The following is a 25,902-nucleotide window of genomic DNA, read 5'->3' as shown; positions in this document are numbered from 1 at the left end:
ACGCGGATCAGGCGCCGGTGGTCGCCGCCTCGTCCGGAACACCCAGGGGCGCGAAGTTGTCCCGCCCGCGCATGGCCCGATGCTGGCGCAACGCCCAGGCGACATTGGGATAGGCCAGCGCATCCCAGGGAACCTCGTCCCAGGTCAGCAGCGCCACGGCCTCGCTTTCCGGACCGGCGGCGCAGGCCGGCGAGGGCATGCGCGCCCGATAGATCAGATGAACCTGGCTGATGTGGGACAGGTTGTAGATGGCCAGCAGGTCCACCAGGTCGACCCGGGCGCGCGCTTCCTCCCACACCTCGCGGCGGGCGCCGTCCTCGGTGCTTTCGCCCAGTTCCATGAAGCCCGAGGGCAGACACCAGAACCCGACCCGGGGGGGAATGGCCCGCCGGCACAGCAGATAGCGGTCCTGCCACGTGCACACGGCGCCGACGATGATGCGCGGGTTCTCGTAGCGGACAAAGCCGCAGTCGGCGCAAACCAACCGCTCGCGGCTGTCGCCATCCGGCACCATGACCGTGGTCGGCCCGTCGCCACGCGCCCCGCCGGGCACGCGCGTGAAGTAGGCTCTGGGAAGGGCGTGTCCGGTCACCGCTCGCATATCCTGGTCGATGGACAAGGCACCGCTCGTGTCCCGGCGGCGGAAGCCCGTGACTCCCGCCGCCGAACGGCACCGGTCATGCTCAAGGACCGTCGGTACTATACCAGGATGTCGAGGTAGGTGCCACGCGGGGCGTTGGGGTCGAGGTCCATGCCCTCGAAGCGGATCACCTGGGGCGCCGGCACCTCGGCGGCGCGGGCACGGGTCGCCTGCGGGCCGTCGGCCCCACCCCCGCCGCCACCGCGCCCGTCGATGGCGGCCACGGCCGGACGCGCGGTCGTCGTGCGGGCCGTCTGGACGGCGGATCCGGTCATGCCTTGAATGTCGGCCATGAGTCCTCGCGCTCCGCGATCTGGCGAGCCCTACGGGCCAGGGTGCGCGCCCCCACGGGCACCCCTCGACCCGGCGGGTCTATCGACGACGAAAGAGGGAACGGGCGCGTCCGGTCCCGTCCGCGATATCCGCCGGCTCAGGCGGATATGTCGACCGTGCCCCCCTTGCCGGGGGCGGCGGCCGGCGTGACGGCCTGTCCGGGCGACTGCGCCATCCCCGCGCCCTGGGCGAGCAGGTTGGCCACCGCCTGTTCCGATTCGGCGGCCATCTTGATCATGGATGTCTGGGTATGCAGCAGGCTCACGGCCTGGGAGAGCATCGTGCCTCCCGCGATGGCACCACCACTCATGCGCGGTCTCCTTTTCCGCCGCCGGTCTCGCGGATCCGGGCGCGGCGCCCGGCCTCCGCCACCGCGTCCGGGGGCGGGCTCCATCGCCCTGGCTCCACCGGAACGGTCGGTCACGCATTCCGTAACCCGGAAAGAAGCCTATCACGGTTTCAGGCCGGTGTCCCGCCCCGCGCGCGCGGGGCGGCGGTCACACCGTCGTCCGCCGGAATCTACCCCTCGCACACGGCGTCGAACAGGGCCGCCGGACTCCGTCCGGACTGCCAGGGCAGGGTGTCGGCCGCCAGCGTCTCCGGCGTCAGGGTCAGACCGCCCACCGGCGCCCGGCGACCGCGCCGGCAGTCCACCACCTGCGGCACGGCGCGGCTGGGCTCGTCCTCGGCCACCAGCATCACCGTGACCAGGACCATCCCGGTCACCTGGGGGTGATGACGCGCCGTCGCCCGGTCCACGGCCGCGAAGTGCGTCACCCGTGGCCAAATGTAGGTCCAGGGCTCGAACGGCGTGCCGCCGCGACCGGTCTCGATCACCACCAGGGTCTCCGGCAACCGCGCGATCATGGTCTCGTGCCATGTGTAGCGGGCGTAGGTGACATAGGCGATCACCGCCACGCCCATGGCCAGGGGCAGCAGCCCCTTGGGGGCCTTCCGGCCCACCAGCTTGAAGCCCAGCAGGATGACGCCAGCCACCAGGGCGGCCACGCAGGCACTGACGATCAGGGTGATGAACATGGGGGGTCACACCCCTCCCTTTTCGAGACGACCCGGCGCGTTTGAAATCTTCGCATGCACGGTCGCGTTCCCTGGAAAGCGCACGAGACGGTGACGAGAGCCTGTCGGCGTGTCCCGATAGAGGGTCCGGTGTCCCCGGCCCCCTCAGTCGTCCTTCATCCTGAGCGCCTCGATAAAGGCCGTCTGCGGAATCTCCACCCGGCCGAACTGGCGCATGCGCTTCTTGCCCTCCTTCTGCTTCTCCAGCAGCTTGCGCTTGCGGGTGATGTCACCGCCGTAGCACTTGGCGGTCACGTCCTTGCGCATGGCGGAGATGGTCTCGCGGGCGATCACCCGGCCGCCGATGGCCGCCTGCAGGGGGATCTTGAACATGTGGCGCGGGATCAGATCCTTGAGGCGTTCACAGATCTGGCGGCCCCGCCCATCGGCCTGGGTGCGGTGGGCGACGAAGGCCAGGGCGTCCACGGGCTCGTTGTTCACCAGGATGGAGACCCGCACGAGGTCGGATTCCGTGTACTCGTCCATATCGTAGTCGAAGCTGGCGTAACCCCGGGAAATGGACTTCAGGCGGTCGTAGAAGTCGAACACGATCTCGTTCAGGGGCAGCTTGTAGACCGCCATGGCCCGGCTGCCGGCGTAGGTCAGGTCCTGCTGGATGCCGCGCCGTTCGGTGCACAGCTTCAGCACCGGCCCCAGGTACTCGTCGGGGACGATGATGGTCGCCTTGACCCAGGGCTCCTCGATGGCCTCGATCATCACCGGGTCGGGCATGTCGGCGGGGTTGTGCAGTTCCAGCAACTCACCGCTGGTCAGGTGCATCTTGTAGACCACGCTGGGCGCGGTGGTGATCAGGTCCAGGTCGAACTCTCGGGTGAGGCGCTCCTGGATGATCTCCATGTGCAAGAGCCCCAGGAATCCGCAGCGGAACCCGAAGCCCAGCGCCGCCGAGGTCTCCATCTGGAACTCGAAGCTGGCGTCGTTCAGCCGCAGCTTGGCGAGGCTGTCGCGCAGGGTCTCGAAGTCCGACGTGTCCACCGGGAACAGTCCGCACCAGACCACCGGCACCGAGGGCCGAAAGCCGGGCAACGGCGTCTCGCAGGGCGCGCGGTCGTCGGTGAGGGTGTCGCCCACCTGGGTGTCGGCCACCGACTTGATGCCGGCCATGATGAAGCCCATCTCGCCGGCCGACAGGGTCTCCACGGCCACCATCTTCGGCGTGAACAGGCCCACCTTGTCGATGGGATGCACGGCGCCGGTGCGCATCATGCGCATGCGCATGCCCTTGCGGAACACACCATCGACCACGCGCACCAGGGTGACGACGCCCAGGTACGGATCGTACCAGCTATCCACCAGCAGCGCCTTGGGCGGCGCGTCGACGGCCCCCTGGGGCGGCGGTAGCCGCTTGACCAAGGCCTCCAGCACCTCGGTCACCCCCTGGCCGGTCTTGGCGGAAATGGGCAACGCCTCGCTGGCGTCGATGCCGATGACATCCTCGACCTGCTGCTTGATGCGCTCGGGCTCGGCCGCCGGCAGGTCGATCTTGTTGAGGACCGGAACGATCTCCAGGTCGTTGTCCAGCGCCAGGTAGACGTTGGCCAGGGTCTGCGCCTCCACCCCCTGGGACGCATCGACCACCAGAAGCGCGCCCTCGCAGGCGGCCAGCGAGCGCGAGACCTCGTACGAGAAGTCCACGTGCCCCGGCGTGTCCATCAGGTTCAGCGCATACGTCCGGCCGTCGGACGCCTGGAACGACAGCCGCACGGTCTGTGCCTTGATGGTGATGCCGCGCTCGCGCTCGATATCCATGCTGTCGAGCACCTGCTCCTTCATCTCGCGCGCGTCCAGCCCGCCGCACATCTGGATCATGCGGTCGGCCAGGGTGGACTTCCCATGGTCGATATGGGCGATGATGGCGAAGTTCCGGATATGCGACAGGTCGGTCATGTCTCGTGCGGTCAAGAGGATCGGACGCGGGGCGCCGTGGAAGGCGGACGATAGGGGCAATCACGGCCGCATTCAACACATGCCGTCACGCGGCAGCGGGTTCGGGGATGACCCTGGCGATAAAACGCAATACGCCCCCCGCTCGGTGCCGTCAAACGCCGCCACCGAGCGGGATGCGCCCATCCTACCACTCCCGGTATCCAGGGGCGCTTACGGGTCGCGATCGTCGTCCAGGCGCTTCATGATGTTATCGACGAGGGAGGCACGCCGATCCGGGGACAGGCCCGGTTCCGGGGTCCGAAGCTGGCCGTCGAATGCCACCGCCCGTCTAAGGACGTCCTGGGCATCCGCCGACTCAGACAGCAGCGCCAACGCCGCGGCCCGCTGGTCTGGTGGCCATTTCGCCACATCGGCACCGAGCGTATCGATCAGCAGCCGAAACTGTTTGGGGGACATGAGTGGCACGTCGGCTTGTTCACATTCGGTGAACCGTTGAGATCATCCACATTCGGTGGATCAGCCTAGCAACACACGCAAACTTTTTCGCCCGCGCTTCAAGAGAGATTCGACTGCATTCAAATTCAAATCCATGATAGTGGCCACCTGGGCGGCTGTCAAATCTTCATGGTAATACAATGTAATGGCTATTCTTTGCCGTTCCGGAATCTTCTGGACCGCTGCCCGGACCCGCGCCGCCGTTTCGTGGGCGTCACAGATTTCCATCGGTCCATCGGCGTGATCCGGCACCTCCGGCGTACCGTCGAGCGGCACGGTCTTGCGTTTGCGGGTCCAGTCGATGCACTGATTGAGGGCCACGCGATAGAGCCACGTCCGAAAGGCTCCGGTCCTCGGCTCCCACTGGGACCGCCGGGCCCACAGCTTCAGAAACACGTCCTGCGCGATGTCGTCGGCTTCGGCACTGCCCACGACGCGCCGGGCCAATCCCACGATGCGATCCACATGACGCGTGACCAACCGCCGGAACGCCTCCCGATCTCCGTCCCGAACCCGCAGCATCAGCGCCGTGTCCGATTCACCGTCGGACGAGATCCCATCGGGATCGGCGGCAATCACATCATCCGCCCACGACCGAATTCTTCCGTCGAGAGCAATACCGGCAGGGCTTGACTCGGAACTCATGGTCGAACTCATGGCCAGGATCGTTCTTTTACGACCCAAAGTTACATGGTATGCTTACACTTTTCACTCGGTAATTTTTGCCGCGTCTTGCGTCTGCGCGTCCTTACTTTCGTTTCCCAACCGCGTCTTTCCCGTCAACGGCGCCATGCCGGCGACCGCCGCCCAGGCATCGCGCATGACCAGAAGTTGCCGGTGAACGCTGCCGTATCGCTCCAACGCTTCGTCGCCCTGGCTACGGGTCGCTTTGTGCAACTGCGCCATCACCGTTCTGTAATAGCCGCTGAGAGCGTCCGACATGGGGCGCGCCCGGGGATCGCGGCGATTGAGGCACCCCTCCAGTTCCTCCAGGATCCGGCCCGCCAGGGTCAGGGCCTGGATCTCGCTGTCCCGGACACCCTCGGCGCGGGCGGCGCGCGCGCGGGCCACCAGGGTCAGCGCCATGTCGTAGACCTCGACGATAAGCTTCAGCGGCGGCTGCCGGCGGCGGGCCTGCCCATAGGCGGCGATCGCGTTGGCGGTGGCGAGGGTGGTCATGGGCCGGTCTCCCGCATGCGTGATGGGACGGACTCAGTCATCGCTGTTGTTGAACAGGGCCTCGATGTACTGAAGCTTGGTCTGGGCCAGCGCGATCTGTTCTTCCAGGCGGGCGTAGTACAGGATCAGGGTCTGTTCGTAGTCGGCCGCGCGGTCGGCAATGGTCGCGCGGCGCGCATCCTTGTCCTCGATCGTGGCGTCGAGGCCATCGAGCTTGGTGGTGATCAGGCCGTCGGTGTCGTTGGTGGCGGCGTCCACCATGCCCAGCACCTGGTCCGCGAGACCCTGGCTGACCGTCAGGGTGGCGCTGGTGCCGCCGGTCCCGGTGTAGACCATTCGCAACCCCTCGTAGGCCGTGCCGGGCGGCCCGCTCAGCGTCGCCCCGGACACCGACAGGGCCACGCCGCCGATGCTGGCGGCGGTCACCGCGCCGGTGCCCGGATCGACCGTCACATCCACCGTGTGGTCACCGGGGGGCACGGTCTCGGGCAGGGAGATGACCGCCAGGTCGACCGACGACGACGTGGCGGTGCTGGCGAAAAACGCCTGCACGACGTCGGCGTGTTGCAAGAGACTCTCGGTCAGTTTGTCCTCGTCGATGCTCAGCGTGGCACCGGCCCCCATGGTGATCCCCAGCGTGGCCAGGGTATGCGTCACGCCATCCACCTCGACCGCCGTGCCGACGGCGTCATACAGGTCGGCGGTGACGCTTTTCAGCGTCGAATCGGCGAACAGCACCGCGTCCTCGGCCGCCCCCACGCCCTCCTCGGTCTGCTGGTGGGTGATGGCGAACGCGCGGACCGCGTTGAACGCTTCCACGAAGGCCTCGATGCTCTCCTTCACCGAGCCAAGGTCCTGGCCCACCTCCAGGGTAATGGTCTCGCCGGCTGTCGCCGCGTAGAGGGACAACGAGACGCCCGGCACCACGTCCTCGATCTCGTTGCTGGCGCTGGTGACGGTGATGCCGTCGACGGTCAGCACGGCGTCCTGGGCGGCCTGCACCTCATGGGCGAAGCTGCCGTCCGCCGCCGTGAGCCCCAGGCCCGTGAGCACGCCGCCAGTGTCGGCGCCGGCCGTCATGGAGACGCCGGTGTCGACGGTGGAGAGCACCAGGGTCTTGTTGCCGTCGCTGGTGCCGACCAGGGTGGCGACCACGCCGGTGTCGGCGCTGGCGGCGTTGATGACCGCGGCGACGTCCGACACGGTCATGTCGGCGGTCACGGTGATGGTGGCGCCGGCCGCGCCGTCGGCCGCGAGGGAGAAGGAGCCGTTCAGCCCCAGCGCCGCGTCGCCTGCCTGTTCCGCCGACGCCACCTTGTGACTGGCGGCCAGTTGGATCACCTCGATGTCGTAGACGCCCAGGGCGGCCTCGTCGGCCACGGTCGCGGTCAGATGGTTCGCGGGGGTGTCCAAGGTCGACGTCAGATAGGCGGCGCGCTTGGCGAAGGTCTCGGCGTCGGCCTGGCCGGACAGGCCGGTGACGGAGTCCGCCAGCGTCTCCAGCAGGCCATTCAACTCCTGGAAGGCGGCGACCTTCGCGTCCAGCACCTGGCGCTGGCTGTCGATGGCATAGGCTGGCTGCATGCGGGCCTCGACGGCGGCCTGGATCAGCGCGGCGGTGTCCAGGCCCGACATGCCGGAAATGTAGGTGGCGCCGCTGCTGCCCGTCACCACGCTGGAAGACACGATGGTGGTCATGGTCCGGGTCCCGATCGGGTGAGAAACCGACCGGGGGCAGGCCCCGGCCACGCGCGTCGCGACGGGACGGACGGCCTCAGACGTCCGCCCCTGTCGCCTCTACGCTCCCGTTTGCCTCATCGAACAAGCTGAAGCAGGTTCTGAGGCATCTCGTTGGCCTGGGCCAGCGCCGCGATGGCGGCATTGGTCAGCACCTCGGCCGACGACAGGTTCGCCTGCTCCTCGGCGATGTCGGCGTCGACGATGGCCGACTGCGCGGCGTCCAGGTTTTCCTCCGACGTGGCCAACTGACCGGAGCGGTACTCGAACCGCGACATGGTCGCGCCGACCTCGGCCCGGGCGGTGGCCAGGGTATCGACGGCTGTGTCGATCTCGCCCAGGGCCGCCGTCGCGTCCGCAGCGGTGCTCACGCCGGTCGCAACACCCAGAGTCGCGGCCTGCACGTCGGCGATCGTGACGGTGAGGGTGTCGCTCGCGACGTCGGTGCCGACCAGATACTGGGCGCCGGCGGCATGCGCGCCGGTCCCGTCGAGCAGCGACTCCCCGTTGAACCGGGTCCCGGTGGCGATGGAATCGATTTCCGCCAGCAGGTCCGTGTACTCGGCGTCGATGTAGGCCCGTTCGGTGTCGGTGACGGCGCCGGACAGCGACTGGCTGGCCAGCACCTTCATGCGCTCCAGGATGTCGGAAATCTCGGCCATGCCGCCATCGGCGGTCTGCAGCACGGCAATGCCATGGGAGGCGTTGGTCTGCGCCTGGTTCAGCACCGCGACGTCGTTCTGAAGCTTGGTCGCCACGGCCAGACCGGCGGCGTCGTCGGACGCCTGGGTCACCTTGGACCCGCTGGCGATGCGGTTCAGGGCCGTGGTCTGCTGGGCGGAGTTGATGTTCAGGTACCGCAACGCCGAATTGGCCGCGGTGTTGGTCGAGATCACGGGCATGTTCTGTGCTCCTTGCTGCGCACGTCGTGAACAAGGGGCCGTTTCTGGCCCCGCTTCGGGACGCGGGACGACGTGGTTCCGCGCCGATCGAGTATTAGACGCAGCCGACCGCGCAATCCTGGCGCGGATCGGACGATTTTTTTTCTCACCGTCACGCGTTTTTTGTCGCGGGGTCACGCCAGTATTCGCGGCGCTCACTCGTCTTTCGACCAGATCCCGGCCCCGGTGACGCTCAAGCGCCGTGGCCCGCCCCGACGGTCGAAAGGCGCTTGCGATGACCATTGAAGCAACGACCCTAACCAGCGCGTACAGCAGCGGCATCAGCACCACCACGGCCCAGTCGCTCTCCGATCTGTCCGAAAACTACGACATGTTCGTCCAGTTGCTGACGACGCAGTTGCAGAACCAGAACCCGCTGGACCCCACGGATACCGATGAGCTGACACAACAGCTCATGACCCAGACCCAGGTCGAACAGCAGATCCTGTCCAACCAGTACCTGGAGAACCTGGTTCTCTCCACCAACAACCAGGCCGCTCAAACGGCCATGGGCTTCGTCGGCATGGAAATCACCTACGACAATTCCACGCAGACCTACGACGGCGAGGAGAGCCTGTCGTGGTCGATGGACGTTCCAGACGACGCGGAGTCCGTGACCATGGAGGTCAAGAACGCGGACGGCTTGGTCATCTACCGGACCACGCTGACCCCGGAAGCGGACGGCCAGATGACGTTCGAGTGGAACGGCGCGGCCACCAGCGGCACGGCTGTCGCCGAGGGCAGCTATACCCTGGCGGCCACGGCCACGCTGCCCAATGACGGGTCCGAGACCCTGGACCTGGAGACCACCGCCATCGTTCAGGAGGTGGACTGGTCCACCGGCTCCCCGGCCCTGGTGCTCGCCAACGGCCGAACCACCGGCCTCGACAGCATCATCAGCGCCCGCCAGCCCACCGCGGCCGAAGCCTGACCGGTCCCGGCGCCGGCCCGGCGCCCTCGCGCATCCATCATCGCTCGTTCCCCCCATCCGGCCTTGGAGGGCCTTGCCGTGAGCAGTCTCAGCAGTTCCATGAACATCGCGGTCACGGCGCTGAACGCCCAGTCCGCCGCCGTGTCCAGCATTTCCAACAACCTCGCGAACAGCCAGACCATCGGCTACAAGAGCACCCAAGCCAGTTTCTACAGCCTGGTGACCGGCACCAGTTCCCAGCGCAACTTCACCGGTGGCGGCGTGATCGCCAATCCGGCCCAGAACATCGCCCAGCAGGGCATGATCATCGGCACGGAGAACGACACCGACATGGCGATCGACGGGGACGGTTTCTTCGCCGTCACGACGTCAACCGCCAGCGACGTCTTTGCCTACACCCGCGCCGGCGACTTCTTTCCCGACGACGACGGCTATCTGGTGAATAGCAACGGCTACTTCCTGCAAGGCTATCCGACCGACGAGCAAGGCGTGGTCATCGGCAACACCTCGCCGGCCAGCCTGGAGGCCGTGAACATCCACGCCGTGACCGGCACCGCCGTCGCCACCTCGGACCTGGCCCTGCAAGCCAACCTGCCGGCCACGGCGGCGATCGGTGACACGCTGACCACCAGTGTGGAGATCTTCGACAGCCTGGGCGTCGCCCATACCGTCACCCTGACCTACGAAAAGACGGCCATCAACACCTGGGACATGACGGTCAGCGACCCGGTGCTGTCCTCCGACGGCACCACGGTGTCCGGCACGACCACGCCCGCCACGCTGACGCTGACCTTCGACGACGGCCGCCTGGACACCGCCTCGGCCGATCCGTTTCCCATCGCCATCACCGGGTGGACCACGGGTGCCTCGGACAGCGCCATCGCCTATGACCCCGGCACCAGCGGCCTGGCCGATGGCCTGAGCCAGTACGCGCCCGGCAACACGGATGGCGACGTGAAGATCGAGGTCGATCGCGTCGTCCAGAACGGCGTCCGGTACGGCGCGTTCTACAGCTCCACGGTGACCCAGGACGGGTTGGTCTACGCCAACTTCGATAACGGGGTGAGCTACCCGATCTATCAGGTCCCGCTGGGCACCTTCACCAACGTTAACGGCCTGGAGGCCATCTCCGGCAACGCCTACCTGCCGACGACCCAGTCGGGCACCGCCACCTTCGTGACGGCCGGCACGGCCGGCTCGGGCGCCGTGTTCTCCGGATCCCTGGAAAGCTCGACCGTCGATACCGCCGACGAGTTCAGCAAGTTGATCACCGCCCAGCAGGCCTACAGCGCCGCCAGCGAGGTCATCCAGAGCGCCCAGGAGATGTTCGACGACATCATCAACGCGAAGAGGTAACGGCCATGACCAGCACGGCCCCCCTGGAGCGGGACCTCATTAGGGCCTTGCGGGCGGTCACCCGGGCCACCCGCCTGGCCGACGGCATCTCGGCCGCCTCGTCCCGCGCCGACATGCTGCGGGCCGCCAGCGCCCTCGCGGAAAGCCTGGACGGCCTGACGATCCAGCGCGCGGCGGTCGCCGGCCGCCTGACGGCGGCGCGCCGGCATGGCGGATCCGGACAGGCCTACGCGCGGGCCGCGAGCCTGGGCACCACCACATGAGGAGACCGGCGATGACCGCCACCCCCAAGGCGCTCCCCGAGGCCGTCGCGTCCCGGTCGCTCCTGGACCAGTACCTGATCGTCCTTCATCGCCTGATCGAACTGGCCGAGTTGGAACGGTCGCTGCTGGACCAGGGGGTCGACCCCGGACCGCTGTCGATCCTGAAGCCCCAGGAGGCGCTGGCCAACGACTACACCCTGCTCGGCGCCGCGCTCAAGCCGAAGGTGCGGCTCCTGCACGAGGCCGGGCTTCTGGACGTCGAGGCCCTGGAGGGCCGCATTCGCCATCTCGTGGCCCTCACCAAGGAAAACCGGCGCCGCCGGCGCGTCCGGGACGGCGCCACGCGGACCCGCGTCGACGCCGTGATGCAGGCCCTTCCGGACACGGCCGACGACGCCTCCGCCATCGAGACCCCCAATGGACGGGCCAACAGGGCCGCCCCACCGGTCGCCCAGGCGGGAGGGCTTCCCACCCGGCCAACACCCTAGGACACCGCCGCCATGGCCATGACCTCCATCGCCAACATCATGTACACCGCACGCGGCGGACTCATGGCCACGCAGACGGCCCTGTCCGTGACGTCGACGAACATCACCAACGCCAAGACCATTGGCTACACCGCCAAGAGCACCGACATCGCCACCACGGTGGTCGGCGGGCAAGCCACCGGGGTGATGGTGGTCGGCATCGGCAATGCCGTGAACACGGCGCTGATGCGCGAGGTCATGGGGGCCACCTCCGAGTCCGCCCATGACGCGACCCTCGCCGCCTACGCCGAGGGCATCCTCAACGCGCTGGGCACGACGGACAGCGGGTCGGCCCTGGAAACGGCCCTGTCCGACCTGATGTCCGTCCTTGGCGAGGCCGTCAACGCGGGCGGCAGCGCCCAGTCGGCCGCCGACGTCACGGACGCCCTGGAGACCTGGGCCGCGACCCTTCGGGACACGAGCCAGGCGGTGCAGGCCAGCCGCACCACGGCCGACACCGAGATCGCCGAGACGGTGGACGACATCAACGCCCTGCTGTCGGGGCTCGACGACCTGAACGACGAGATCGCGCGCGCCACCGCGACCGGCGACCCCACGGCGGACCTGCTCGACTCCCAGCGCGTGATGCTGGAGACGTTAAGCGGCCTGGTCGACATCACCTACTTCACCACCGGCACCGGGGAGTTGCGGGTCTACAGCGCGGGCGGAACACCGCTGCTGACCTCGTCGGCCCAAACACTGTCCTATACCCCGTTCGGCCGCATGACGGCCGATGCCGCCTACGATCCCAGCGGCGGCGGCACCGTCCAGGGCATCGAGGTCCATGGCACGGACATCACCGCGGCGCTCTCGGGGGGCACGCTGGGGGCCTTGATCACGGCGCGCGACACCACGCTGCCGGCGATCCAGGAGGGGTTGGACGCCCTCGCCATGGGGATCGCCGACGCCCTGAACGCCGCCGCCAGCAAGGCCACGCCCGTGCCCGCGCCGGGCACCCTCACCGGAACGACCGCCGTCGCCGGAGCAGACCCCTTCAGCGGATCCGGCATCCTCTCGGTCGCGGCGGTGGACGCGGACGGCACCGTGGTGTCGTCCACCGACATCGACCTGTCCACCATCGCCACCCACGCCGATCTGGTGGCCGCCCTGGACGGCGCCGCCGGCGTCTCCGCCACCCTGGACGCCAACGGCCATGTGGTGATCACGGCCGACACCGCCGGCACCGGCGTGGTGCTGGCCGGCGAGACCACGGTGGGCGCCAACGGATGGGGCCTGGCGCATGCCCTGGGCATCAACACCGTGATGTCCGGAACCGGCGCGTCCGACCTGGCGGTGGCGGAGACCGTGGGCTCCCAGGGTCTACCCGTGGCCATCCCGGCCTCCACCACCGTGGGTGACACCGCCCTGGTGAAGGGCGACACCAGCGGTCTCCAGGCCCTGTGGACGGCGCTGGACGACCCCATCGCCTTCGACGCCACAAGCACGATGACCGCCGCCGAACGCTCGGCGATCGGCCAGACCGCCGCGCTGATCGACGACGTCGCCGACCGGGCCAGCGCGGCCGGTGACGCGGCGAGCCTGTCGGCGCAGACCTACGCCACGCTGTCGAACAGCTTCACCAACGCCCACGGCGTCAACGTGGACGAGGAATCGGCCAAACTGCTGGCGCTGGAGCAGTCGTACCAGTCGGTGTCTCAGATCATCAGCACCGCCCAGGACATGTTCGACAGCCTCGTCGCCATGATGAATTAGGGAGTGGACCCATGCGGGTAAGCACCAGCACCATGCAAGCCACGCTGCTGGCCCAGGCCATGCGGGTTCAGTCGGACTTCAGCACCGCGCTGGTTCAGCAAGGCAGCGAGTTGAAGAGCGCGACGCTGTCGGGCCTGAACGGCGCCGCCGGCACGGCGATCAGCCTGGAAAGCGACCTGAAGGCCTCGGCGCATCTGGTCTCGGAGGCCGAAAACGCCAAAGCCCTGGTCGACACGGCCTATGGAACCCTCGCGGACATCGTGGACGTCATCGAGACCGCGAAGGTGGACATCGCCGCCGCCATCAACGGCACCATCACCGACACCGGCACCCTTCAGACCTCCGCCGACGGGTGGCTCAAGACCGTGGCCAGCCTGTTCAACACCGACGTGGGCGGGCGCGCGGTGTTCGGCGGCAACGGGGCCACGGCGGCGCCGGTCGACCTGAATGACCCGGCCTATGACCCGTTGTCCGCGCCGGCGCTCCCCGATGGCGACTACTATCAGGGCGCCGGCACCGACCGGATTCTGATGGTGGACGGCGATACCGGCCTGACCTACGGGGTGCGCGCCGACGGCGACGGCGCCGAGAAGACCTTGCGCGCCCTGTCGCTGCTGGCCGGCATGACCACCAACCCCCCCGACACGGCCCTGATGCAGGACGCCTACGATCTGCTTGACGACGCCGCCACGGCGCTGGCCACCGACCAGGAAGCCCTGTCCGGGCAAAGCAAGAAGCTCTCCACCCTGATCGACAGCCAGACCGAGTTCCAGCTTTACGCCGAAAGCGCGCTGGACAGCATCACCAAGGTGGACGTGGCGGCCGCCACCGCCACCGTGGCCCAGCACGAGGCGGTGTTGCAGGCATCGTTCTCGGCGCTGTCGTCCCTGACCTCGATCTCGCTGACCGACTACGTCCGCTGACACCGGACCGGACCGCCCCCGCCGGCCACCCGGTTCGGGGGCGCGCTGGCGCGCGTGTCTAGCCGGCGCCCTGATCGCCAAACCGGTTGTCGCGCGGGAAGCCGCGCGGCGGCAGGCGCCCGGCCTGGGCGCGGGTGCCCAGCCAGGGAGAAAGGTCCGTTTCCGTCCGCGTGCGGTCGCCGCTCTTCCAGCGCAGGCCGTCGGCCAGGCGAAGGACGAGCACATCGGTCAGGCGGGCGTCCTTCATCCGCTGCAGCTGCACGCCCCGGCCCTTGGTCATGACGGGCACCTGCTCCAGCGGAAACACCAGCAGCTTGCGATGCGAGCCCACCACGGCCACATGGTCGCCGGGCGTGCCGTCGCCGGCCGGGTCCAGCGGCCGGCACACCGCCGCCACGGCCCCCGCAGACACGGTCAGCACCTGCTTGCCGGCCTTGGTCTGGCCCAGGCAGTCGGCTTCCTCCACCACGAACCCGCGCCCGTCCGAGGCCGCCAGCAGCAGCTTTCCGCCCGGCCGGTGCCGCCGCAGGGCGATCAGGTCGGCGTCATTGGGCACGTCCACGATCAGGCGCACCGGTTCGCCGAAGCCGCGCCCGCGCGGCACGCGGTCCCCGGCGACGGTGTAAAAGCGGCCGTTGGACGCCAGCAGCAGCAGCTTGTCCGTGGTCTGGGCACGCACCGCCGTGTGCAGGGCGTCGCCGTCCTTGAACTTCAGGTCCCCCAGGTCTTCCACATGCCCCTTGAGCGCCCGGATCCAGCCCATGGTGGACAGGATGACGGTGATCGGCTCGCGCTCCACCATGGCCTCGACCGGCACGTCGATCGCCGCCGGCGGCGCACCCAGCGTGGTCCGCCGCCGGCCGAGCGCCGTACCCGCGCCGAAAGCGTCGCGGATGCCCCGGATCTCGTCGCCCACCCGCGCCCAGCGCAGGGCCGGGTCCGACAGCAGGGTCTCCAATGCCGCCTGTTCCTCGGTCAGGGCGGCGTGCTCCTTGCGGATCTCCATCTCCTCCAGCTTGCGCAGCGAGCGCAGCCGCATGTTGAGAATGGCCTCGGCCTGGACATCGGTCAGCTTGAAGGTATCGATCAGCGCGGCCTTGGGGTGGTCCTCCTCGCGGATGATGCGGATCACCTCGTCCAGGTTCAGATAGGCGACCAGGTATCCCCCCAGCACCTCCAGGCGGTGGGCGATCTTGTCCAGCCGATGCCGGGTGCGCCGCACCAGCACCTCGTGCCGATGGTCCAGGAAGGCTTGCAAGACCTCGCGCAGGTCCATGACGCGCGGCACGCCGTCGGCGTCCAGCACGTTCATGTTGAGGTTGAAGCGGGTCTCCAACTCGGTCTGCCGGAAGAGCTGTTCCATGAGCGTATCGGGATCAACGCCCCGGCTGCGAGGCTCCAGCACGATGCGCACATCCTCGGCCGACTCGTCGCGCACGTCGCCCAGCAGCGGTACCTTGCGGTTCATCACCAGATCGGCGATGCGCTCGATCAGCTTGGTCTTCTGCACCTGGTAGGGAATTTCCGTCACCACGATGCGGAACAGGCCGTGGCTGAGCTTCTCCACCGTCCAGCGGGCCCGCAGGCGGAAGGCGCCGCGCCCGGTGCGGTAGGCGGCGACGATGGCCTCGGGCGACTCCACCAGTTCCCCGCCGGTGGGGAAGTCCGGCCCCGGTAGCCGGGCCACCAGATCGGTGATGGGCGCGTCCTTGTGGTCGATCAGATGCAGCAGGGCATCGCAGATCTCGCCCGCGTTGTGCGGCGGGATGTTGGTGGCCATGCCCACCGCAATCCCCTGGGCGCCGTTGGCCAGCAGGTTGGGGAAGGCCGCCGGCATCACCCGGGGCTCGTCCTCCTCGCCGTCGTAGGTGGGGCCGAAGTCGACGGCGTTCTCGTCCAGCCCCTCCATGAGGGCCTGGGCGACGGCGGTCAGGCGCGCTTCCGTGTAGCGCATGGCGGCCGCGTTATCGCCGTCGATGTTGCCGAAGTTGCCCTGCCCCTCCACCAGCGGATAGCGCACGGCGAATTCCTGGGCCAGGCGCACCATGGCCTCGTAGACCGCCGAATCCCCGTGCGGATGGTACTTGCCGATCACGTCGCCGACCACGCGGGCGCATTTCTTGAAGCCGCCGGCCGGATCCAGCTTCAGTTGCCGCATGGCGAACAACAGCCGGCGGTGCACCGGCTTCAGGCCGTCGCGCACGTCGGGAAGCGAGCGTGAGACGATGGTGGACAAGGCATAGGCGAGATACCGCTCGCCCAGCGCCGAGGCCAGGCGGGTGTCGCGGATCTCCCCGCCCGCCGGATGGGGGGGCGGGGGGGGAGGCGTCGTGGTCGTGGTGCTCATGGGCCGCACTTTGCGCCGGAGGAGATGGGGTTTCAAGGGGTTGGGCACCGAGACCGGATGCCCCCCGATGATCGTGCGGGAGCGCGCCAGCCGCCGGCGCACCTGACGCTCGGCCGGGAAGACGGATGACCCGGAAGAGGTATGACCGGGACGGCCGGCCCCCTACTCCGCCGCCACATCCTGGCTGACGCGCGGCCGCCGGCTTCGGTAGGCGCGAATCACCCCGGCCACCACCGATGTGGCGATCTCCGCCGGGTTGGCGGCGTGGATGGGCACGCCGGCCGGTCCCTCGATATGGGCGAGCGTCGCGTCGTCAAAGCCCTCGTCGGCCAGCCGCGCCAGCCGGGCCGCATGGGTGGTCCGTGACCCCAGCGCACCGATGTGGAACACCGGCGCCGCCCCCATCCGGCTCGACAGCGCCCGGCGCAGGACCGGCAGTTCCACGTCGTGATCGTGGAACAGGGTCACCACCGCCGTCGCGGCGTCCAGGGCCACCGCCGCCACGTCGCCCGGCCCGGTGCCGCGCGGTGGCTCGACACAGGACGCGCGCGCCTGGTCGGCCGCGTGCGCGTCATCGGTCAGCACCACCACCTGGTACCCGTTCAGCGCCGCGATGCGCGCCGTCAGGGTCAGGATCGGCCCCCGCCCGGCCAGCACCAGACGTGGCGGCGGCCGATGCAGGCGGCGAAAGCGGCTCTCGCCCTGCCATGCCAGTTCGGCGACGGCGAACGCCGCGTCGTCGCCGGCACCCGGCGGCTCCACCCAGGCCGCCCCGGTCTCCAGGTCCGTGACCATCACCACGGGCCGACGCTCGGCCAGCGCCGCCACCACCTGGGCCAGCGTCTCGTCGGTCACGGTGACGTTGACATGGACATCGATGCTGCCGCCGCAGGGCATGCGCAGGTCGACGTAGCGCGACCCCTCGCCGAAGCGCGCCATGCGGTCGCGCCCCGCGCGCATGGCCGACAGGGCCTCTTCGGCGATTCCGCCCTCCACGCAGCCCCCGGAGATCAGCCCCACCACCCGACCGTCGGCGGCCACCGCCAACTGGCTGCCCAGCGGGCGGGGACCGGACGCGCTCTTGCGCACCAGGGTCACCAGCGCGCCGGCGCCGCCGGCCCCGCGCCAGTCCAAAAGGATCGGCAGCACCGTCTCGTCGAAGTCCTGGATCATGGGAGGTCCCTCTCGGCATGCCACCGTCCCGCACGGACCCGGGAGGGCGGCGCACGGCGGTTGACAGAGTTCCGATCGTTTCCGTAGCGTAAGACTCAACCAACACCGGACTCAAGGTGTGCTCCAGACACCATCAAGGTCCGAGACGACGAGGGAGGATGCCCGCCCCGGCCACGCGTCGCCGGGCCCATTGTCTTTTCCCTGTGTCGCGTCGCGCGCACCAAGCCGAACCTCCCGCCGGGAGGCTCCGGGATCATCTCGTGACGGGGCCGTGCCGTCTCTCGTCGACGCCGGACCACCGCCGGACCATAGAGGATCCCTGCCGATCCGGGGATCCCAAGAGATCAAGGGATCCCGCAAGACCAAAGGGTCCCGTCAGACAAGGGTTCGGCGCGGCACCGACGCCGGCCGGCCCCCCGCAGGGAGGAGCCGCACCCCATGTCCATCGCCCTCAGCATGACCGTCAATGGCCAGCATGTGACCGGCACCGTCGAGCCACGCACCCTGCTGGTCGAGTTTCTGCGCGAGACCCTGCGCCTGACCGGCACCCACGTGGGCTGCGACACCAGCCAGTGCGGCGCCTGCGTGGTGCTGCTGGACGGGTGCTCCGTCAAGTCCTGCGCGACCCTGGCGGTACAATGCCAGGGCGCCAGCGTGACCACCATCGAGGGACTGGCCAACGGCGCCACCCTGCATCCCATGCAACAGGCGTTCAACGATCACCATGGCCTGCAGTGCGGATTCTGCACCCCGGGCATGGTGATGAGCGCCGTTGATCTGGTCCGCCACACCCCGGACCCCAGCGACGCCGACATCCGCAAGGGCCTCGAAGGCAACCTGTGCCGCTGCACCGGATACCAGAACATCGTGCGCGCCGTGCAGGCGGGCGCCCGGGCCATGCACACCTCAGGCGGAGGATGAGGCCATGACGGAGACCGCCACCAGGACCGTCGGCACCTCGGTCAAGCGCACCGAGGACGCCCGCTTCCTCACCGGTCGCGGCCGGTACACCGACGACCTTCACCGCCCGGGGCAGGTGCACGCCTGCTTCGTGCGCTCCCCACACGCCCACGCCCGCGTGCTGGATGTCGACGGCGCGCCCGCCATGGCCATTCCGGGGGTGGTGGCGGTGCTGACCGGCGCCGACATGGCCGCCGAGGGCATCGGCGGCCTGCCCTGCGGCTGGCAGGTGATCGGCAAGGGCGGCGTGCCCATGCAGGAACCGCCGCACCCGCCCCTGGCCCTCGACCGGGTGCGCACCGTCGGCGACGCGGTCGCGGTGGTGCTGGCCGAGAACCGCCACGCCGCCCGCGACGGCGCCGAGGCCGTGGTGGTGGACTACGACCCGCTGCCGGCCGTCGCCCACGTGGCCGATGCCGCCCGCCCCGGCGCGCCGCTGGTCCACGACGACGTGCCCGGCAACGTCTGCTACGACTGGGACATTGGCGACAAGGCCGCCGCCGACGCCGCCTTCGCCGGCGCCGCCCATGTCACCCGGCTGGACCTGGTCAACAACCGCCTGATTCCCAATGCCGTCGAACCGCGCGCGGCCCTCGGCGAGTACGATCCGGCGGACGGGTCCTACACCCTGACCACCACCAGCCAGAATCCGCACGTGATCCGGCTGCTGATGTGCGCCTTCGTCCTGAACCTGCCCGAGCACAAGGTGCGGGTGGTGGCCCCGGACGTGGGGGGCGGCTTCGGCTCCAAGATCTTCCATTATGCCGAGGAAGCGGTGGTCACCTGGGCCGCAGCCAAGGTGGGCCGCCCGGTCAAGTGGACCGCCGACCGCTCGGAATCCTTCATGACCGACTGTCATGGCCGCGACCATGTGACCACCGCCGAACTCGCGTTGGACGCCGAGGGCCACTTCGTCGGGCTGCGGGTGCGGACGCTGGCCAACATGGGCGCCTACCTGTCCACCTTCGCCTCATGCGTGCCGACGTACCTGTATGCCACGCTTCTCGCGGGTCAGTACCGCACCCCGGCCATTTACGCCGAGGTCAAGGCGCTGTTCACCCACACCACGCCCGTGGACGCCTATCGCGGCGCCGGCCGTCCGGAGGCCACCTACCTGCTGGAGCGGATCGTCGAGAAGGCGGCCCACGAACTGGACATGGACCCGGCGGACCTGCGCCGGCGCAACTTCATCCAGCCCGACCAGTTCCCCTACCAGACGCCGGTGGCCCTGGCCTATGACACCGGCGACTACGAGGCCAGCCTGAACCGGGCGCTCGACCTGTCGGAGTACGCGATCTTCGCCGAGCGCCGGGCCGCCTCGGAGGCCAAGGGCAAGCTGCGCGGCCGGGGCCTGTCCTGCTACATCGAGGCCTGCGGCATCGCCCCCTCCGCCGTGGCCGGTGCCCTGGGGGCGCGGGCCGGCCTGTACGAGGCCGCCGAGGTGCGCATGAACCCCACTGGCTCGGTCACCGTGTTCACCGGCAGCCACAGCCACGGCCAGGGCCACGAAACGACCTTCGCCCAGATCGTCGCCGACCGCCTGGGCGTGCCCATGGCCAACGTGGAGATCGTGCACGGTGACACCAGCCGCATTCCCTTCGGCATGGGCACCTATGGGTCGCGCTCGCTGGCGGTGGGGGGGTCGGCCATCGTCCGCGCCATGGACAAGATCATCGACAAGGGCCGCAAGATCGCCGCCCACATGCTGGAGGCCGGCGAGGGCGATGTCGAGTTCTCGGACGGCGCCTTCCGGGTGGCCGGCACGGACCGGTCGCTGACCATGGGCGAGGTCGCCTTCCAGGCCTACGTGCCGCACAACTTCCCGCACGACACCCTGGAACCCGGCCTGGACGAAAGCGCCTTCTACGACCCGGCCAACTTCACCTTCCCCGCCGGGACCTATGTCTGCGAGGTGGAGGTGGACCCGGACACCGGCCGGGTCAGCGTGGAGCGGTTCACGGCGGTGGACGACTTCGGCACCATCATCAACCCCATGATCGTCGAGGGCCAGGTGCACGGCGGCGTCGCCCAGGGGCTGGGCCAGGCGCTGCTGGAGGGCTGCGCCTATGACGATGACGGCCAGTTGATGACCGGTAGCTACATGGACTACGCCATGCCGCGCGCCGCCGACATCCCGGACTATCGCTTCGACTTCACCTGCACGCCCTGCACCCACAATCCGCTGGGGGCCAAGGGCTGCGGCGAGGCCGGCGCCATCGGCAGCCCGCCAGCGATCATCAACGCCATCCTGGACGCGCTGGAACCGCTGGGGGTCGAGGATATCGCCATGCCGGCGACGCCGCTCGCGGTCTGGCAGGCCATTCAGGACGCGCGCGCCCCCGCCCGGGCGGCGGAATAGGGTCACGGTTCGGGGAGATCATCGCATGTACGCCTTCGAGTATCACCGGCCGTCCTCCATCGACGAGGCCGTGGCCCTGATCACCAGCGACGACATCCAGTTCCTGTCCGGGGGGCAGACCCTGATACCCACCCTCAAGCAACGCCTGGCCATGCCCGACGCGCTGGTGGACCTGGGCGGGATCGAGGCCCTGCGCGGCATCCGCCGGGAGGGCGATCACGTCATCATCGGCGCGGGCACGCGCCATGCCGAGGTGGCGGCGTCCGACACGGTGGCCGGCGCCATTCCGGCGCTGGCCCATCTGGCCAGCCAGATCGGCGATGCCCAGGTGCGCAACCGGGGCACCATCGGCGGCTCCGTGGCCAATGCCGATCCGTCCGCCGACTACCCCGCCGCCGTCATCGGGCTGGGCGCCACCGTGCGCACCAACCGGCGGGAGATTGCCGGGGACGACTACTTCCAGGACCTGTTCACCACCGCCCTGGAGCCGGGCGAACTGATCACCGAAATCGCCTTCCCCATTCCCGAGGTCGCCGCCTACGCCAAGTTCGCGCAGGCGGCCTCGGGGTACGCCATCGCCGGGGTGATGGTGGCGCGCATGCCCGGGGGGGCGGTGCGCGTCGGCGTCACCGGCGCGGCCCCTTATGCCTTGCGCGCCACGGCGCTGGAGGTGGCGCTCGCCGCCGATTTCTCGCCGGCCGCCGCGAAGGCCGTGACCATTTCGGCCGATGGCCTGAACAGCGACCTGCACGCGACCCCGGCGTACCGGGCAGCGCTGGTTTCCGTCCTGGCGGCGCGCGCGGTGGCGGCGTGCGGAGGGTAAATCAGCGTAGGGCGGCTGGCCAACGGCCGGCCGCCGTCTCCCATACTGGCAGCGGGCAGCGGGCGATCCCCCACCTCAAGCCTGCGATCCCGACACAGGAGCAATGTCCACCGTCAGCCGCGATCCCAGCGCCCGCGCGGCGGCGTCCAGGGTGGCCAGGGCGGTGTTGTGGCGGGGGTTGAGGATGCGGGTGCGCACCTCGGACTCGGACTTGCGCAGGCGGCGGGCCAAGTCGCTCTTGCTGAGGCCGCTGTCCCGCCAGGCCATCATCACGGCCAGCTTGGCGGCGATGGGCGCGGTGGGCGAGACCCAGGCGTCCCCCTCGGACGAGGCCGTCGGTGGGAAGGGATCGCCGTCGTCGAACAGGCAGAGCAAGGCGACGTCCAGGCAGTCTTCGGCATTGTGCAGGGCCTCCTCGCGGGTCTTACCCTCGGTAATCGCCCCGGGGATATCAATGAACTGAACGATCCAGGTATCGGGATAATTTTCGACCGTGACGGGATAGGACAGATTCACGACACACCTCCTCATCTTGCAACAGGGTTACCTTTTGAAGCCAAGTTGCTTGCGGACAAGCCTCATGTAATCTGGAGAGAGTTCGCCGTCCTTCACGTAGGTCGATCTCGACCCCACGGAAACCTCAATATGTGAACCTTTGCCTTTTTTGGTGTCGAGGAGCAGGACATAGCCAGCTTTTCGACACTCCCTCCGTAACGCCCTCAGGAACTGGTCCCGTGTCGGCATGCGCGCCTCCCGTCAGCCTTGCGCATAGACTGCGGGAACGCGCAAAAACAACCAAGTGAAAAACGCATTTCGTACATCAATGTACGACACCCCTGCCCCGCCGTCCACACCCCGGAGAGGTCCCCCGTGACCGCATCACCCGCGACCTCGGTGCCTGACACCCCACCCCCCGACAGCGTCGACGCCGTCCAGGCCATGCTGTCGGCCCACGACTACATCGCCGACCGGGCGCTTGCGACCTGCGTGTTCCTGGCGCTCAGGCTGGGCCGGCCGCTGTTCCTGGAGGGCGAGGCCGGGGTCGGCAAGACCGAGATCGCCAAGGTCCTCGCCCGCACCCTCGACCGGCCCCTGGAGCGGCTGCAATGCTACGAGGGCCTGGACCTGGCCAGCGCCGCCTATGAATGGAACTACGCCCGGCAGATGATCGAAATCCGCCTGGCGGAAGCCACGGGGGGCACGGCCAGCGCGGCCGACCGGGCACGGCTGGGGCGCGACATCTTCTCCGACGCGTTCCTGGTGCGCCGGCCGCTGCTGCGGGCCGTGGAGGGGATCGACGGCACCCTGCCGGTGCTGCTGGTGGACGAACTGGACCGGGCCGACGAACCCTTCGAGGCGTTCCTGCTGGAGGTCCTGTCCGACTTCACCCTGACCATCCCGGAGTTGGGGGTGCGCGGCGGCGGCCGGCCGCCGGTGGTGGTCATCACCTCCAACCGCACCCGCGAGATCCACGACGCCCTCAAGCGGCGCTGCCTGTACCACTGGGTGGATTATCCCGACGCCGAGCGGGAACGGGCCATCCTGCGCGCCCGGGCCCCCGGGGTGGGCGACCGGCTGACCGCGCAGGTGGTGGCCTTCGTCCAGTCCTTGCGGGCCGCCGACCTGTTCAAGCTGCCCGGGGTCGCGGAAACGCTGGACTGGGCCAACGCGCTGATGCAGCTCGACGTGGTGGACCTGGACCCGGCGGTGATCGACGACACCCTGGGGGTGCTGCTGAAGTACCAGGATGACATCCTGCGCATGCGCGGGTCGGAGGCGGCGCAAATCCTGGCGCAGGTGAAGACGGACCTGGCCCGTGGCCCGGCATCCTGAGGCCGGCCCGCCCGGGGGCAAGCTGGCCGACAACGTCATGCAGTTCGCCCGGGCGCTGCGTGCCGCCGGGATGCGCGTCGGCCCGGGGGACACCCTGGACGCGCTGCGGGCCGTGGAGGCGGTGGGCGTGGCCAACCGCGCCGACCTACGCGCCGCCCTGTCCGCCGTGCTGCTGCGCCGCCACCAGGACCTGGCCCTGTTCGATGAAGCCTTTCACATCTTCTGGAAGGACCCCGACCTGCTGGGCCGCATGATGGGCCTGCTGCTGCCGCGCCTGACCACGCCGGGAGAAGACCCCGCCGGATCCCAGCGGCTGCGCGACGCCCTGGGCGCTCAACAGCCTCCACCGCCCGCCGATCGCGACCGCCCCACCCCCGAACAGCGCCTGAACGTGGACCTGGACTGGTCCGACCGGGAGCGCCTCGGCACCCTCGATTTCGATAAGATGAGCGCCGACGACTTCCGCCAGACCCAACGCCTGATCGACGCCCTGGTTCTGCCCCCGTTGACGGTCCGCACGCGCCGCCATGCCCCGCACCCCCATGGGCGCCGGGTGGACCTGCGCGCGTCCCTCAAGGCCGGCCTGCGGTTCGGGGGCGACGTCATCCCCCTGCGGCGGACCGCGCCGGAGCCGCGCCCGCCCACCGTGGTCGCCCTTTGCGACATCAGCGGCTCCATGGACCGCTACGCGCGCGTGTTCCTGCGCCTGATGCATGGCCTGGCCAACCGGGAGCCCCACTTCCATGGCTTCGTCTTCGGGACCCGGCTGACCAACGTCACCCGTCCCCTGCGCGACCGCGACCCCGACCAGGCCATGGACGCGGCGGCGGCGGCCATGCCCGACTGGGCCGGCGGCACGCGCATCGGCGACTGCCTGACGGCCTTCAACCGCCACTGGTCCCGTCGCGTGCTCGGTCAAGGCGCCCTGGTGCTGCTGATGACCGACGGCCTGGATCAGGCCGGCGCCGAGGGCCTGGCGCGGCCCATGGCCCGATTGCATCGCTCCTGCCGGCGGCTGGTGTGGCTCAACCCGCTGCTGCGCTGGGACGGCTTCCAGCCCAGGGCCGCGGGCGTGCGCGCCATGTTGCCGCATGTGGACGACTTCCGCCCGTCGCACAGCCTGGACAGCCTGGCGGAGTTGGTCCGCGCCGTGTCCGACCACGCCGCCGGCCGCAGCCCGCGCCGCCTGGAGGCCGCCCGCGCCTGGCGCGGACGCATGCCGGCCTGACATCGAACCCGGGGCAGGACGGCATCACTTCGTCGTTGCCCCGGGCGCCGTCTTGGATCATGGTCACAGGCATCGTGAGGGCATTGGGAAATGAGCGCGCGATGGCGACCTGGGCCGAGTCCTACAACGAATATCGAGACTGGCTGACCGGTCAGGGAATCATTTTTTCGTTCACCGGCTACCTTTCCGAGGACATGCTCACAACCTTGGGCAACGCGCTGAAGAAGAGCATGGCCCTGAGCGAAACCAACGCCAACGTCGCGAAACGGGTGTTTTCCGTCTTCGTCGAGCAGGTGCAGAACATCATCCGTTACTCGTCCGACCGGATTGCCGGAACCGAGCCCCCGACGGAGATGAGCGGCGGCATGGTCACCGTCGGTGTCGATGACGACCGCTTCTTTGTCGTCTGCGGCAACGTCGTCGACGCGGCCCGCGCCGAGCCGCTGCGTGAACGGCTGACCCACTTGGCGCGCCTTGATAAGGACCAACTGAAGGCGTACTACCGGGAAAAGCTCAGGGAACCGCCCGAGGAGGAAAGTCAGGGAGCCTCCATCGGCTTGATCGAGATCGCGCGGCGGTCGAGCGAACCGATCTCCTTCGATATCGTCTGGCTTGACCCCGAACACAACCAAGCGTTCTTCTGCATCAAAGCCTTCATCTGAAAGATGCAACGACAGGACATGGATACCATTTCGATCGCCCCCACCGACCGATCGCCGCTGGTGGAGTTCGATTTTTCCCAGGGCCGGTTCCGCCTGGAGGGAGAGTCATACCCCGAGAATTCGGCGAGCTTCTTCGCGCCGCTTCTGGCCGCCCTGCGCGCTTTCCTGGAATCGGACGACACCCGCCCGGTCTCGTTCGATCTGGCGATGACCTATTTCAACAGCAGCAGCGCCAAGGCCCTGATGAACATGTTCCAGATGCTGGAAGATGCCGGCGCGCGCGGCCGGGAGGTGGTCGTCAACTGGCATTTTCACCCCGACGACGATACAATGGAGGAATTCGGAGAGGACTTTGGGCTGGATTTCGAGAATGCCGCGTTCCGAATGCGCCCTACCCCCAAGACGTGAAGTTTTTCCACCACTTAAATCTTGGTTAGTCCAGCGTTACAGACGACCAGCCCTTTGGTTGGTGCCGAAAAGATGAGGAGCACCCG

The 25,902-nt window shown here is 68.8% G+C and carries 26 protein-coding genes; 13 read left to right on the top strand and 13 right to left on the bottom strand.

All coding sequences use genetic code 11. The annotated features are described in order from the left end of the window. Nucleotides 1-7: 7 nt before the first annotated feature. The 10 genes from GGD89_RS05620 to GGD89_RS05575 form a co-directional block, all read right to left on the bottom strand. A complete protein-coding gene (locus GGD89_RS05620; RefSeq protein ID WP_343058545.1) occupies nt 8-592 on the bottom strand; it encodes an NUDIX hydrolase in 585 nt (194 codons plus the stop codon). A 107-nt stretch (nt 593-699) separates the two neighbouring features. Continuing rightward, on the bottom strand, nt 700-933 hold the full coding sequence (locus GGD89_RS05615; protein ID WP_184043132.1) for a hypothetical protein: 234 nt from the start codon (nt 931-933) through the stop codon (nt 700-702). A gap of 137 nt (nt 934-1,070) precedes the next feature. Next, complete coding sequence (locus GGD89_RS05610) at nt 1,071-1,283, bottom strand: hypothetical protein (protein WP_184043131.1); 213 nt, start codon at nt 1,281-1,283, stop codon at nt 1,071-1,073. 209 nt (nt 1,284-1,492) lie between these two features. Then, complete coding sequence (locus GGD89_RS05605) at nt 1,493-2,011, bottom strand: hypothetical protein (RefSeq protein ID WP_184043130.1); 519 nt, start codon at nt 2,009-2,011, stop codon at nt 1,493-1,495. A 144-nt stretch (nt 2,012-2,155) separates the two neighbouring features. Continuing rightward, nucleotides 2,156-3,958 (bottom strand): translation elongation factor 4, encoded by a 1,803-nt coding sequence (gene lepA, locus GGD89_RS05600; protein ID WP_184043129.1) that lies wholly within the window; start codon nt 3,956-3,958, stop codon nt 2,156-2,158. A 210-nt stretch (nt 3,959-4,168) separates the two neighbouring features. Beyond that, nucleotides 4,169-4,414: a hypothetical protein gene (locus GGD89_RS05595; RefSeq protein WP_184043128.1), complete on the bottom strand. Its 246-nt coding sequence runs from the start codon at nt 4,412-4,414 to the stop codon at nt 4,169-4,171. A 60-nt stretch (nt 4,415-4,474) separates the two neighbouring features. After that, entirely contained in the window at nt 4,475-5,110 is a 636-nt protein-coding gene (locus tag GGD89_RS05590) for an RNA polymerase sigma factor (RefSeq protein ID WP_246422681.1), read from the bottom strand. A gap of 51 nt (nt 5,111-5,161) precedes the next feature. Then, nucleotides 5,162-5,632: a flagellar protein FliS gene (locus GGD89_RS05585; RefSeq protein WP_184043127.1), complete on the bottom strand. Its 471-nt coding sequence runs from the start codon at nt 5,630-5,632 to the stop codon at nt 5,162-5,164. Between the two features lie 33 nt (nt 5,633-5,665). After that, complete coding sequence (fliD, locus tag GGD89_RS20350; protein WP_184043126.1) at nt 5,666-7,330, bottom strand: flagellar filament capping protein FliD; 1,665 nt, start codon at nt 7,328-7,330, stop codon at nt 5,666-5,668. 116 nt (nt 7,331-7,446) lie between these two features. Continuing rightward, nucleotides 7,447-8,271 (bottom strand): flagellin, encoded by an 825-nt coding sequence (locus tag GGD89_RS05575; protein WP_184043125.1) that lies wholly within the window; start codon nt 8,269-8,271, stop codon nt 7,447-7,449. A 274-nt stretch (nt 8,272-8,545) separates the two neighbouring features. Here GGD89_RS05575 and GGD89_RS05570 point away from each other — a divergent pair, with 274 nt between their 5' ends. From GGD89_RS05570 to GGD89_RS05545, 6 genes are all read left to right on the top strand, one after another. Continuing rightward, a complete protein-coding gene (locus GGD89_RS05570) occupies nt 8,546-9,241 on the top strand; it encodes a flagellar hook assembly protein FlgD (protein WP_184043124.1) in 696 nt (231 codons plus the stop codon). Between the two features lie 78 nt (nt 9,242-9,319). Beyond that, nucleotides 9,320-10,597 carry a flagellar hook protein FlgE gene (gene flgE, locus GGD89_RS05565; protein WP_184043123.1) on the top strand — a complete coding sequence of 426 codons (1,278 nt, stop codon included), beginning with the start codon at nt 9,320-9,322 and terminating at the stop codon, nt 10,595-10,597. A gap of 5 nt (nt 10,598-10,602) precedes the next feature. Then, nucleotides 10,603-10,860 (top strand): hypothetical protein, encoded by a 258-nt coding sequence (locus GGD89_RS05560; protein ID WP_184043122.1) that lies wholly within the window; start codon nt 10,603-10,605, stop codon nt 10,858-10,860. A gap of 11 nt (nt 10,861-10,871) precedes the next feature. Further along, the gene (locus tag GGD89_RS05555) at nt 10,872-11,348 is read left to right on the top strand and encodes a hypothetical protein (protein ID WP_184043121.1); all 477 of its coding nucleotides are present in this window, start codon (nt 10,872-10,874) and stop codon (nt 11,346-11,348) included. A gap of 12 nt (nt 11,349-11,360) precedes the next feature. Continuing rightward, the gene (gene flgK / locus GGD89_RS05550) at nt 11,361-13,100 is read left to right on the top strand and encodes a flagellar hook-associated protein FlgK (protein ID WP_184043120.1); all 1,740 of its coding nucleotides are present in this window, start codon (nt 11,361-11,363) and stop codon (nt 13,098-13,100) included. An 11-nt stretch (nt 13,101-13,111) separates the two neighbouring features. Next, on the top strand, nt 13,112-14,023 hold the full coding sequence (locus GGD89_RS05545) for a flagellin (protein WP_184043119.1): 912 nt from the start codon (nt 13,112-13,114) through the stop codon (nt 14,021-14,023). Nucleotides 14,024-14,081: 58 nt separating this feature from the next. On the opposite strand, the gene parC is transcribed toward GGD89_RS05545, so the two are convergent. Further along, the gene (gene parC / locus GGD89_RS05540; RefSeq protein WP_184043118.1) at nt 14,082-16,370 is read right to left on the bottom strand and encodes a DNA topoisomerase IV subunit A; all 2,289 of its coding nucleotides are present in this window, start codon (nt 16,368-16,370) and stop codon (nt 14,082-14,084) included. A gap of 162 nt (nt 16,371-16,532) precedes the next feature. Beyond that, entirely contained in the window at nt 16,533-17,543 is a 1,011-nt protein-coding gene (locus tag GGD89_RS05535; protein ID WP_184043117.1) for an XdhC family protein, read from the bottom strand. A 438-nt stretch (nt 17,544-17,981) separates the two neighbouring features. On the opposite strand from GGD89_RS05535, the gene GGD89_RS05530 reads away from it, so the two are divergent. From GGD89_RS05530 to GGD89_RS05520, 3 genes are read left to right on the top strand one after another with little or no spacing between them, the layout of a single operon-like run. After that, nucleotides 17,982-18,464, top strand: coding sequence for a (2Fe-2S)-binding protein (locus GGD89_RS05530; RefSeq protein WP_184043116.1), 483 nt, complete (start codon nt 17,982-17,984; stop codon nt 18,462-18,464). A 4-nt stretch (nt 18,465-18,468) separates the two neighbouring features. Further along, nucleotides 18,469-20,862, top strand: coding sequence for a xanthine dehydrogenase family protein molybdopterin-binding subunit (locus tag GGD89_RS05525; protein WP_184043115.1), 2,394 nt, complete (start codon nt 18,469-18,471; stop codon nt 20,860-20,862). A 25-nt stretch (nt 20,863-20,887) separates the two neighbouring features. Then, complete coding sequence (locus tag GGD89_RS05520; RefSeq protein ID WP_184043114.1) at nt 20,888-21,685, top strand: FAD binding domain-containing protein; 798 nt, start codon at nt 20,888-20,890, stop codon at nt 21,683-21,685. A gap of 75 nt (nt 21,686-21,760) precedes the next feature. Here GGD89_RS05520 and GGD89_RS05515 read toward each other — a convergent pair whose 3' ends face one another. Beyond that, nucleotides 21,761-22,201: a type II toxin-antitoxin system HicB family antitoxin gene (locus GGD89_RS05515; protein ID WP_184043113.1), complete on the bottom strand. Its 441-nt coding sequence runs from the start codon at nt 22,199-22,201 to the stop codon at nt 21,761-21,763. A gap of 423 nt (nt 22,202-22,624) precedes the next feature. Between GGD89_RS05515 and GGD89_RS05510 the strand changes: the two genes are divergently transcribed. The 4 genes from GGD89_RS05510 (at nt 22,625) to GGD89_RS05495 (ending at nt 25,816) form a co-directional block, all read left to right on the top strand. Beyond that, nucleotides 22,625-23,518, top strand: coding sequence for an AAA family ATPase (locus GGD89_RS05510; protein WP_184043166.1), 894 nt, complete (start codon nt 22,625-22,627; stop codon nt 23,516-23,518). After that, nucleotides 23,502-24,746 carry a vWA domain-containing protein gene (locus tag GGD89_RS05505; protein WP_343058544.1) on the top strand — a complete coding sequence of 415 codons (1,245 nt, stop codon included), beginning with the start codon at nt 23,502-23,504 and terminating at the stop codon, nt 24,744-24,746. Before GGD89_RS05510 ends, GGD89_RS05505 begins: the two co-directional genes overlap by 17 nt. 101 nt (nt 24,747-24,847) lie before the next feature. Then, a complete protein-coding gene (locus tag GGD89_RS05500) occupies nt 24,848-25,408 on the top strand; it encodes a SiaB family protein kinase (RefSeq protein ID WP_184043112.1) in 561 nt (186 codons plus the stop codon). Nucleotides 25,409-25,426: 18 nt separating this feature from the next. Then, nucleotides 25,427-25,816 (top strand): DUF1987 domain-containing protein, encoded by a 390-nt coding sequence (locus tag GGD89_RS05495; RefSeq protein WP_184043111.1) that lies wholly within the window; start codon nt 25,427-25,429, stop codon nt 25,814-25,816. The last annotated feature ends 86 nt before the right edge of the window (nt 25,817-25,902 follow it).

The sequence above is a fragment of the Roseospira visakhapatnamensis genome (assembly GCF_014197915.1).
Taxonomy (GTDB): Bacteria; Pseudomonadota; Alphaproteobacteria; order Rhodospirillales; family Rhodospirillaceae; genus Rhodospira; species Rhodospira visakhapatnamensis.
Note: the sequence above shows the minus strand (reverse complement) of the source record. Positions and strands in the feature narration are given on the sequence as shown.

Bases quoted from the DNA above. Each gene is read 5' to 3' on its own strand.
- GGD89_RS05605 (WP_184043130.1), bottom strand. From the start codon at position 2,011: ATGTTCATCACCCTGATCGTCAGTGCCTGCGTGGCCGCCCTGGTGGCT.
- GGD89_RS05530 (WP_184043116.1), top strand. From the start codon at position 17,982: ATGTCCATCGCCCTCAGCATGACCGTCAATGGCCAGCATGTGACCGGC.
- GGD89_RS05575 (WP_184043125.1), bottom strand. From the start codon at position 8,271: ATGCCCGTGATCTCGACCAACACCGCGGCCAATTCGGCGTTGCGGTAC.
- parC (WP_184043118.1), bottom strand. From the start codon at position 16,370: ATGAGCACCACGACCACGACGCCTCCCCCCCCGCCCCCCCATCCGGCG.
- GGD89_RS05495 (WP_184043111.1), top strand. From the start codon at position 25,427: ATGGATACCATTTCGATCGCCCCCACCGACCGATCGCCGCTGGTGGAG.
- GGD89_RS05595 (WP_184043128.1), bottom strand. From the start codon at position 4,414: ATGTCCCCCAAACAGTTTCGGCTGCTGATCGATACGCTCGGTGCCGAT.
- lepA (WP_184043129.1), bottom strand. From the start codon at position 3,958: ATGACCGACCTGTCGCATATCCGGAACTTCGCCATCATCGCCCATATC.
- GGD89_RS05570 (WP_184043124.1), top strand. From the start codon at position 8,546: ATGACCATTGAAGCAACGACCCTAACCAGCGCGTACAGCAGCGGCATC.
- GGD89_RS05520 (WP_184043114.1), top strand. From the start codon at position 20,888: ATGTACGCCTTCGAGTATCACCGGCCGTCCTCCATCGACGAGGCCGTG.
- GGD89_RS05500 (WP_184043112.1), top strand. From the start codon at position 24,848: ATGGCGACCTGGGCCGAGTCCTACAACGAATATCGAGACTGGCTGACC.
- flgK (WP_184043120.1), top strand. From the start codon at position 11,361: ATGGCCATGACCTCCATCGCCAACATCATGTACACCGCACGCGGCGGA.
- GGD89_RS05585 (WP_184043127.1), bottom strand. From the start codon at position 5,632: ATGACCACCCTCGCCACCGCCAACGCGATCGCCGCCTATGGGCAGGCC.
- GGD89_RS05535 (WP_184043117.1), bottom strand. From the start codon at position 17,543: ATGATCCAGGACTTCGACGAGACGGTGCTGCCGATCCTTTTGGACTGG.
- fliD (WP_184043126.1), bottom strand. From the start codon at position 7,330: ATGACCACCATCGTGTCTTCCAGCGTGGTGACGGGCAGCAGCGGCGCC.
- GGD89_RS05610 (WP_184043131.1), bottom strand. From the start codon at position 1,283: ATGAGTGGTGGTGCCATCGCGGGAGGCACGATGCTCTCCCAGGCCGTG.
- GGD89_RS05555 (WP_184043121.1), top strand. From the start codon at position 10,872: ATGACCGCCACCCCCAAGGCGCTCCCCGAGGCCGTCGCGTCCCGGTCG.
- GGD89_RS05525 (WP_184043115.1), top strand. From the start codon at position 18,469: ATGACGGAGACCGCCACCAGGACCGTCGGCACCTCGGTCAAGCGCACC.
- GGD89_RS05590 (WP_246422681.1), bottom strand. From the start codon at position 5,110: ATGAGTTCGACCATGAGTTCCGAGTCAAGCCCTGCCGGTATTGCTCTC.
- GGD89_RS05545 (WP_184043119.1), top strand. From the start codon at position 13,112: ATGCGGGTAAGCACCAGCACCATGCAAGCCACGCTGCTGGCCCAGGCC.
- GGD89_RS05560 (WP_184043122.1), top strand. From the start codon at position 10,603: ATGACCAGCACGGCCCCCCTGGAGCGGGACCTCATTAGGGCCTTGCGG.
- GGD89_RS05510 (WP_184043166.1), top strand. From the start codon at position 22,625: ATGCTGTCGGCCCACGACTACATCGCCGACCGGGCGCTTGCGACCTGC.
- GGD89_RS05615 (WP_184043132.1), bottom strand. From the start codon at position 933: ATGGCCGACATTCAAGGCATGACCGGATCCGCCGTCCAGACGGCCCGC.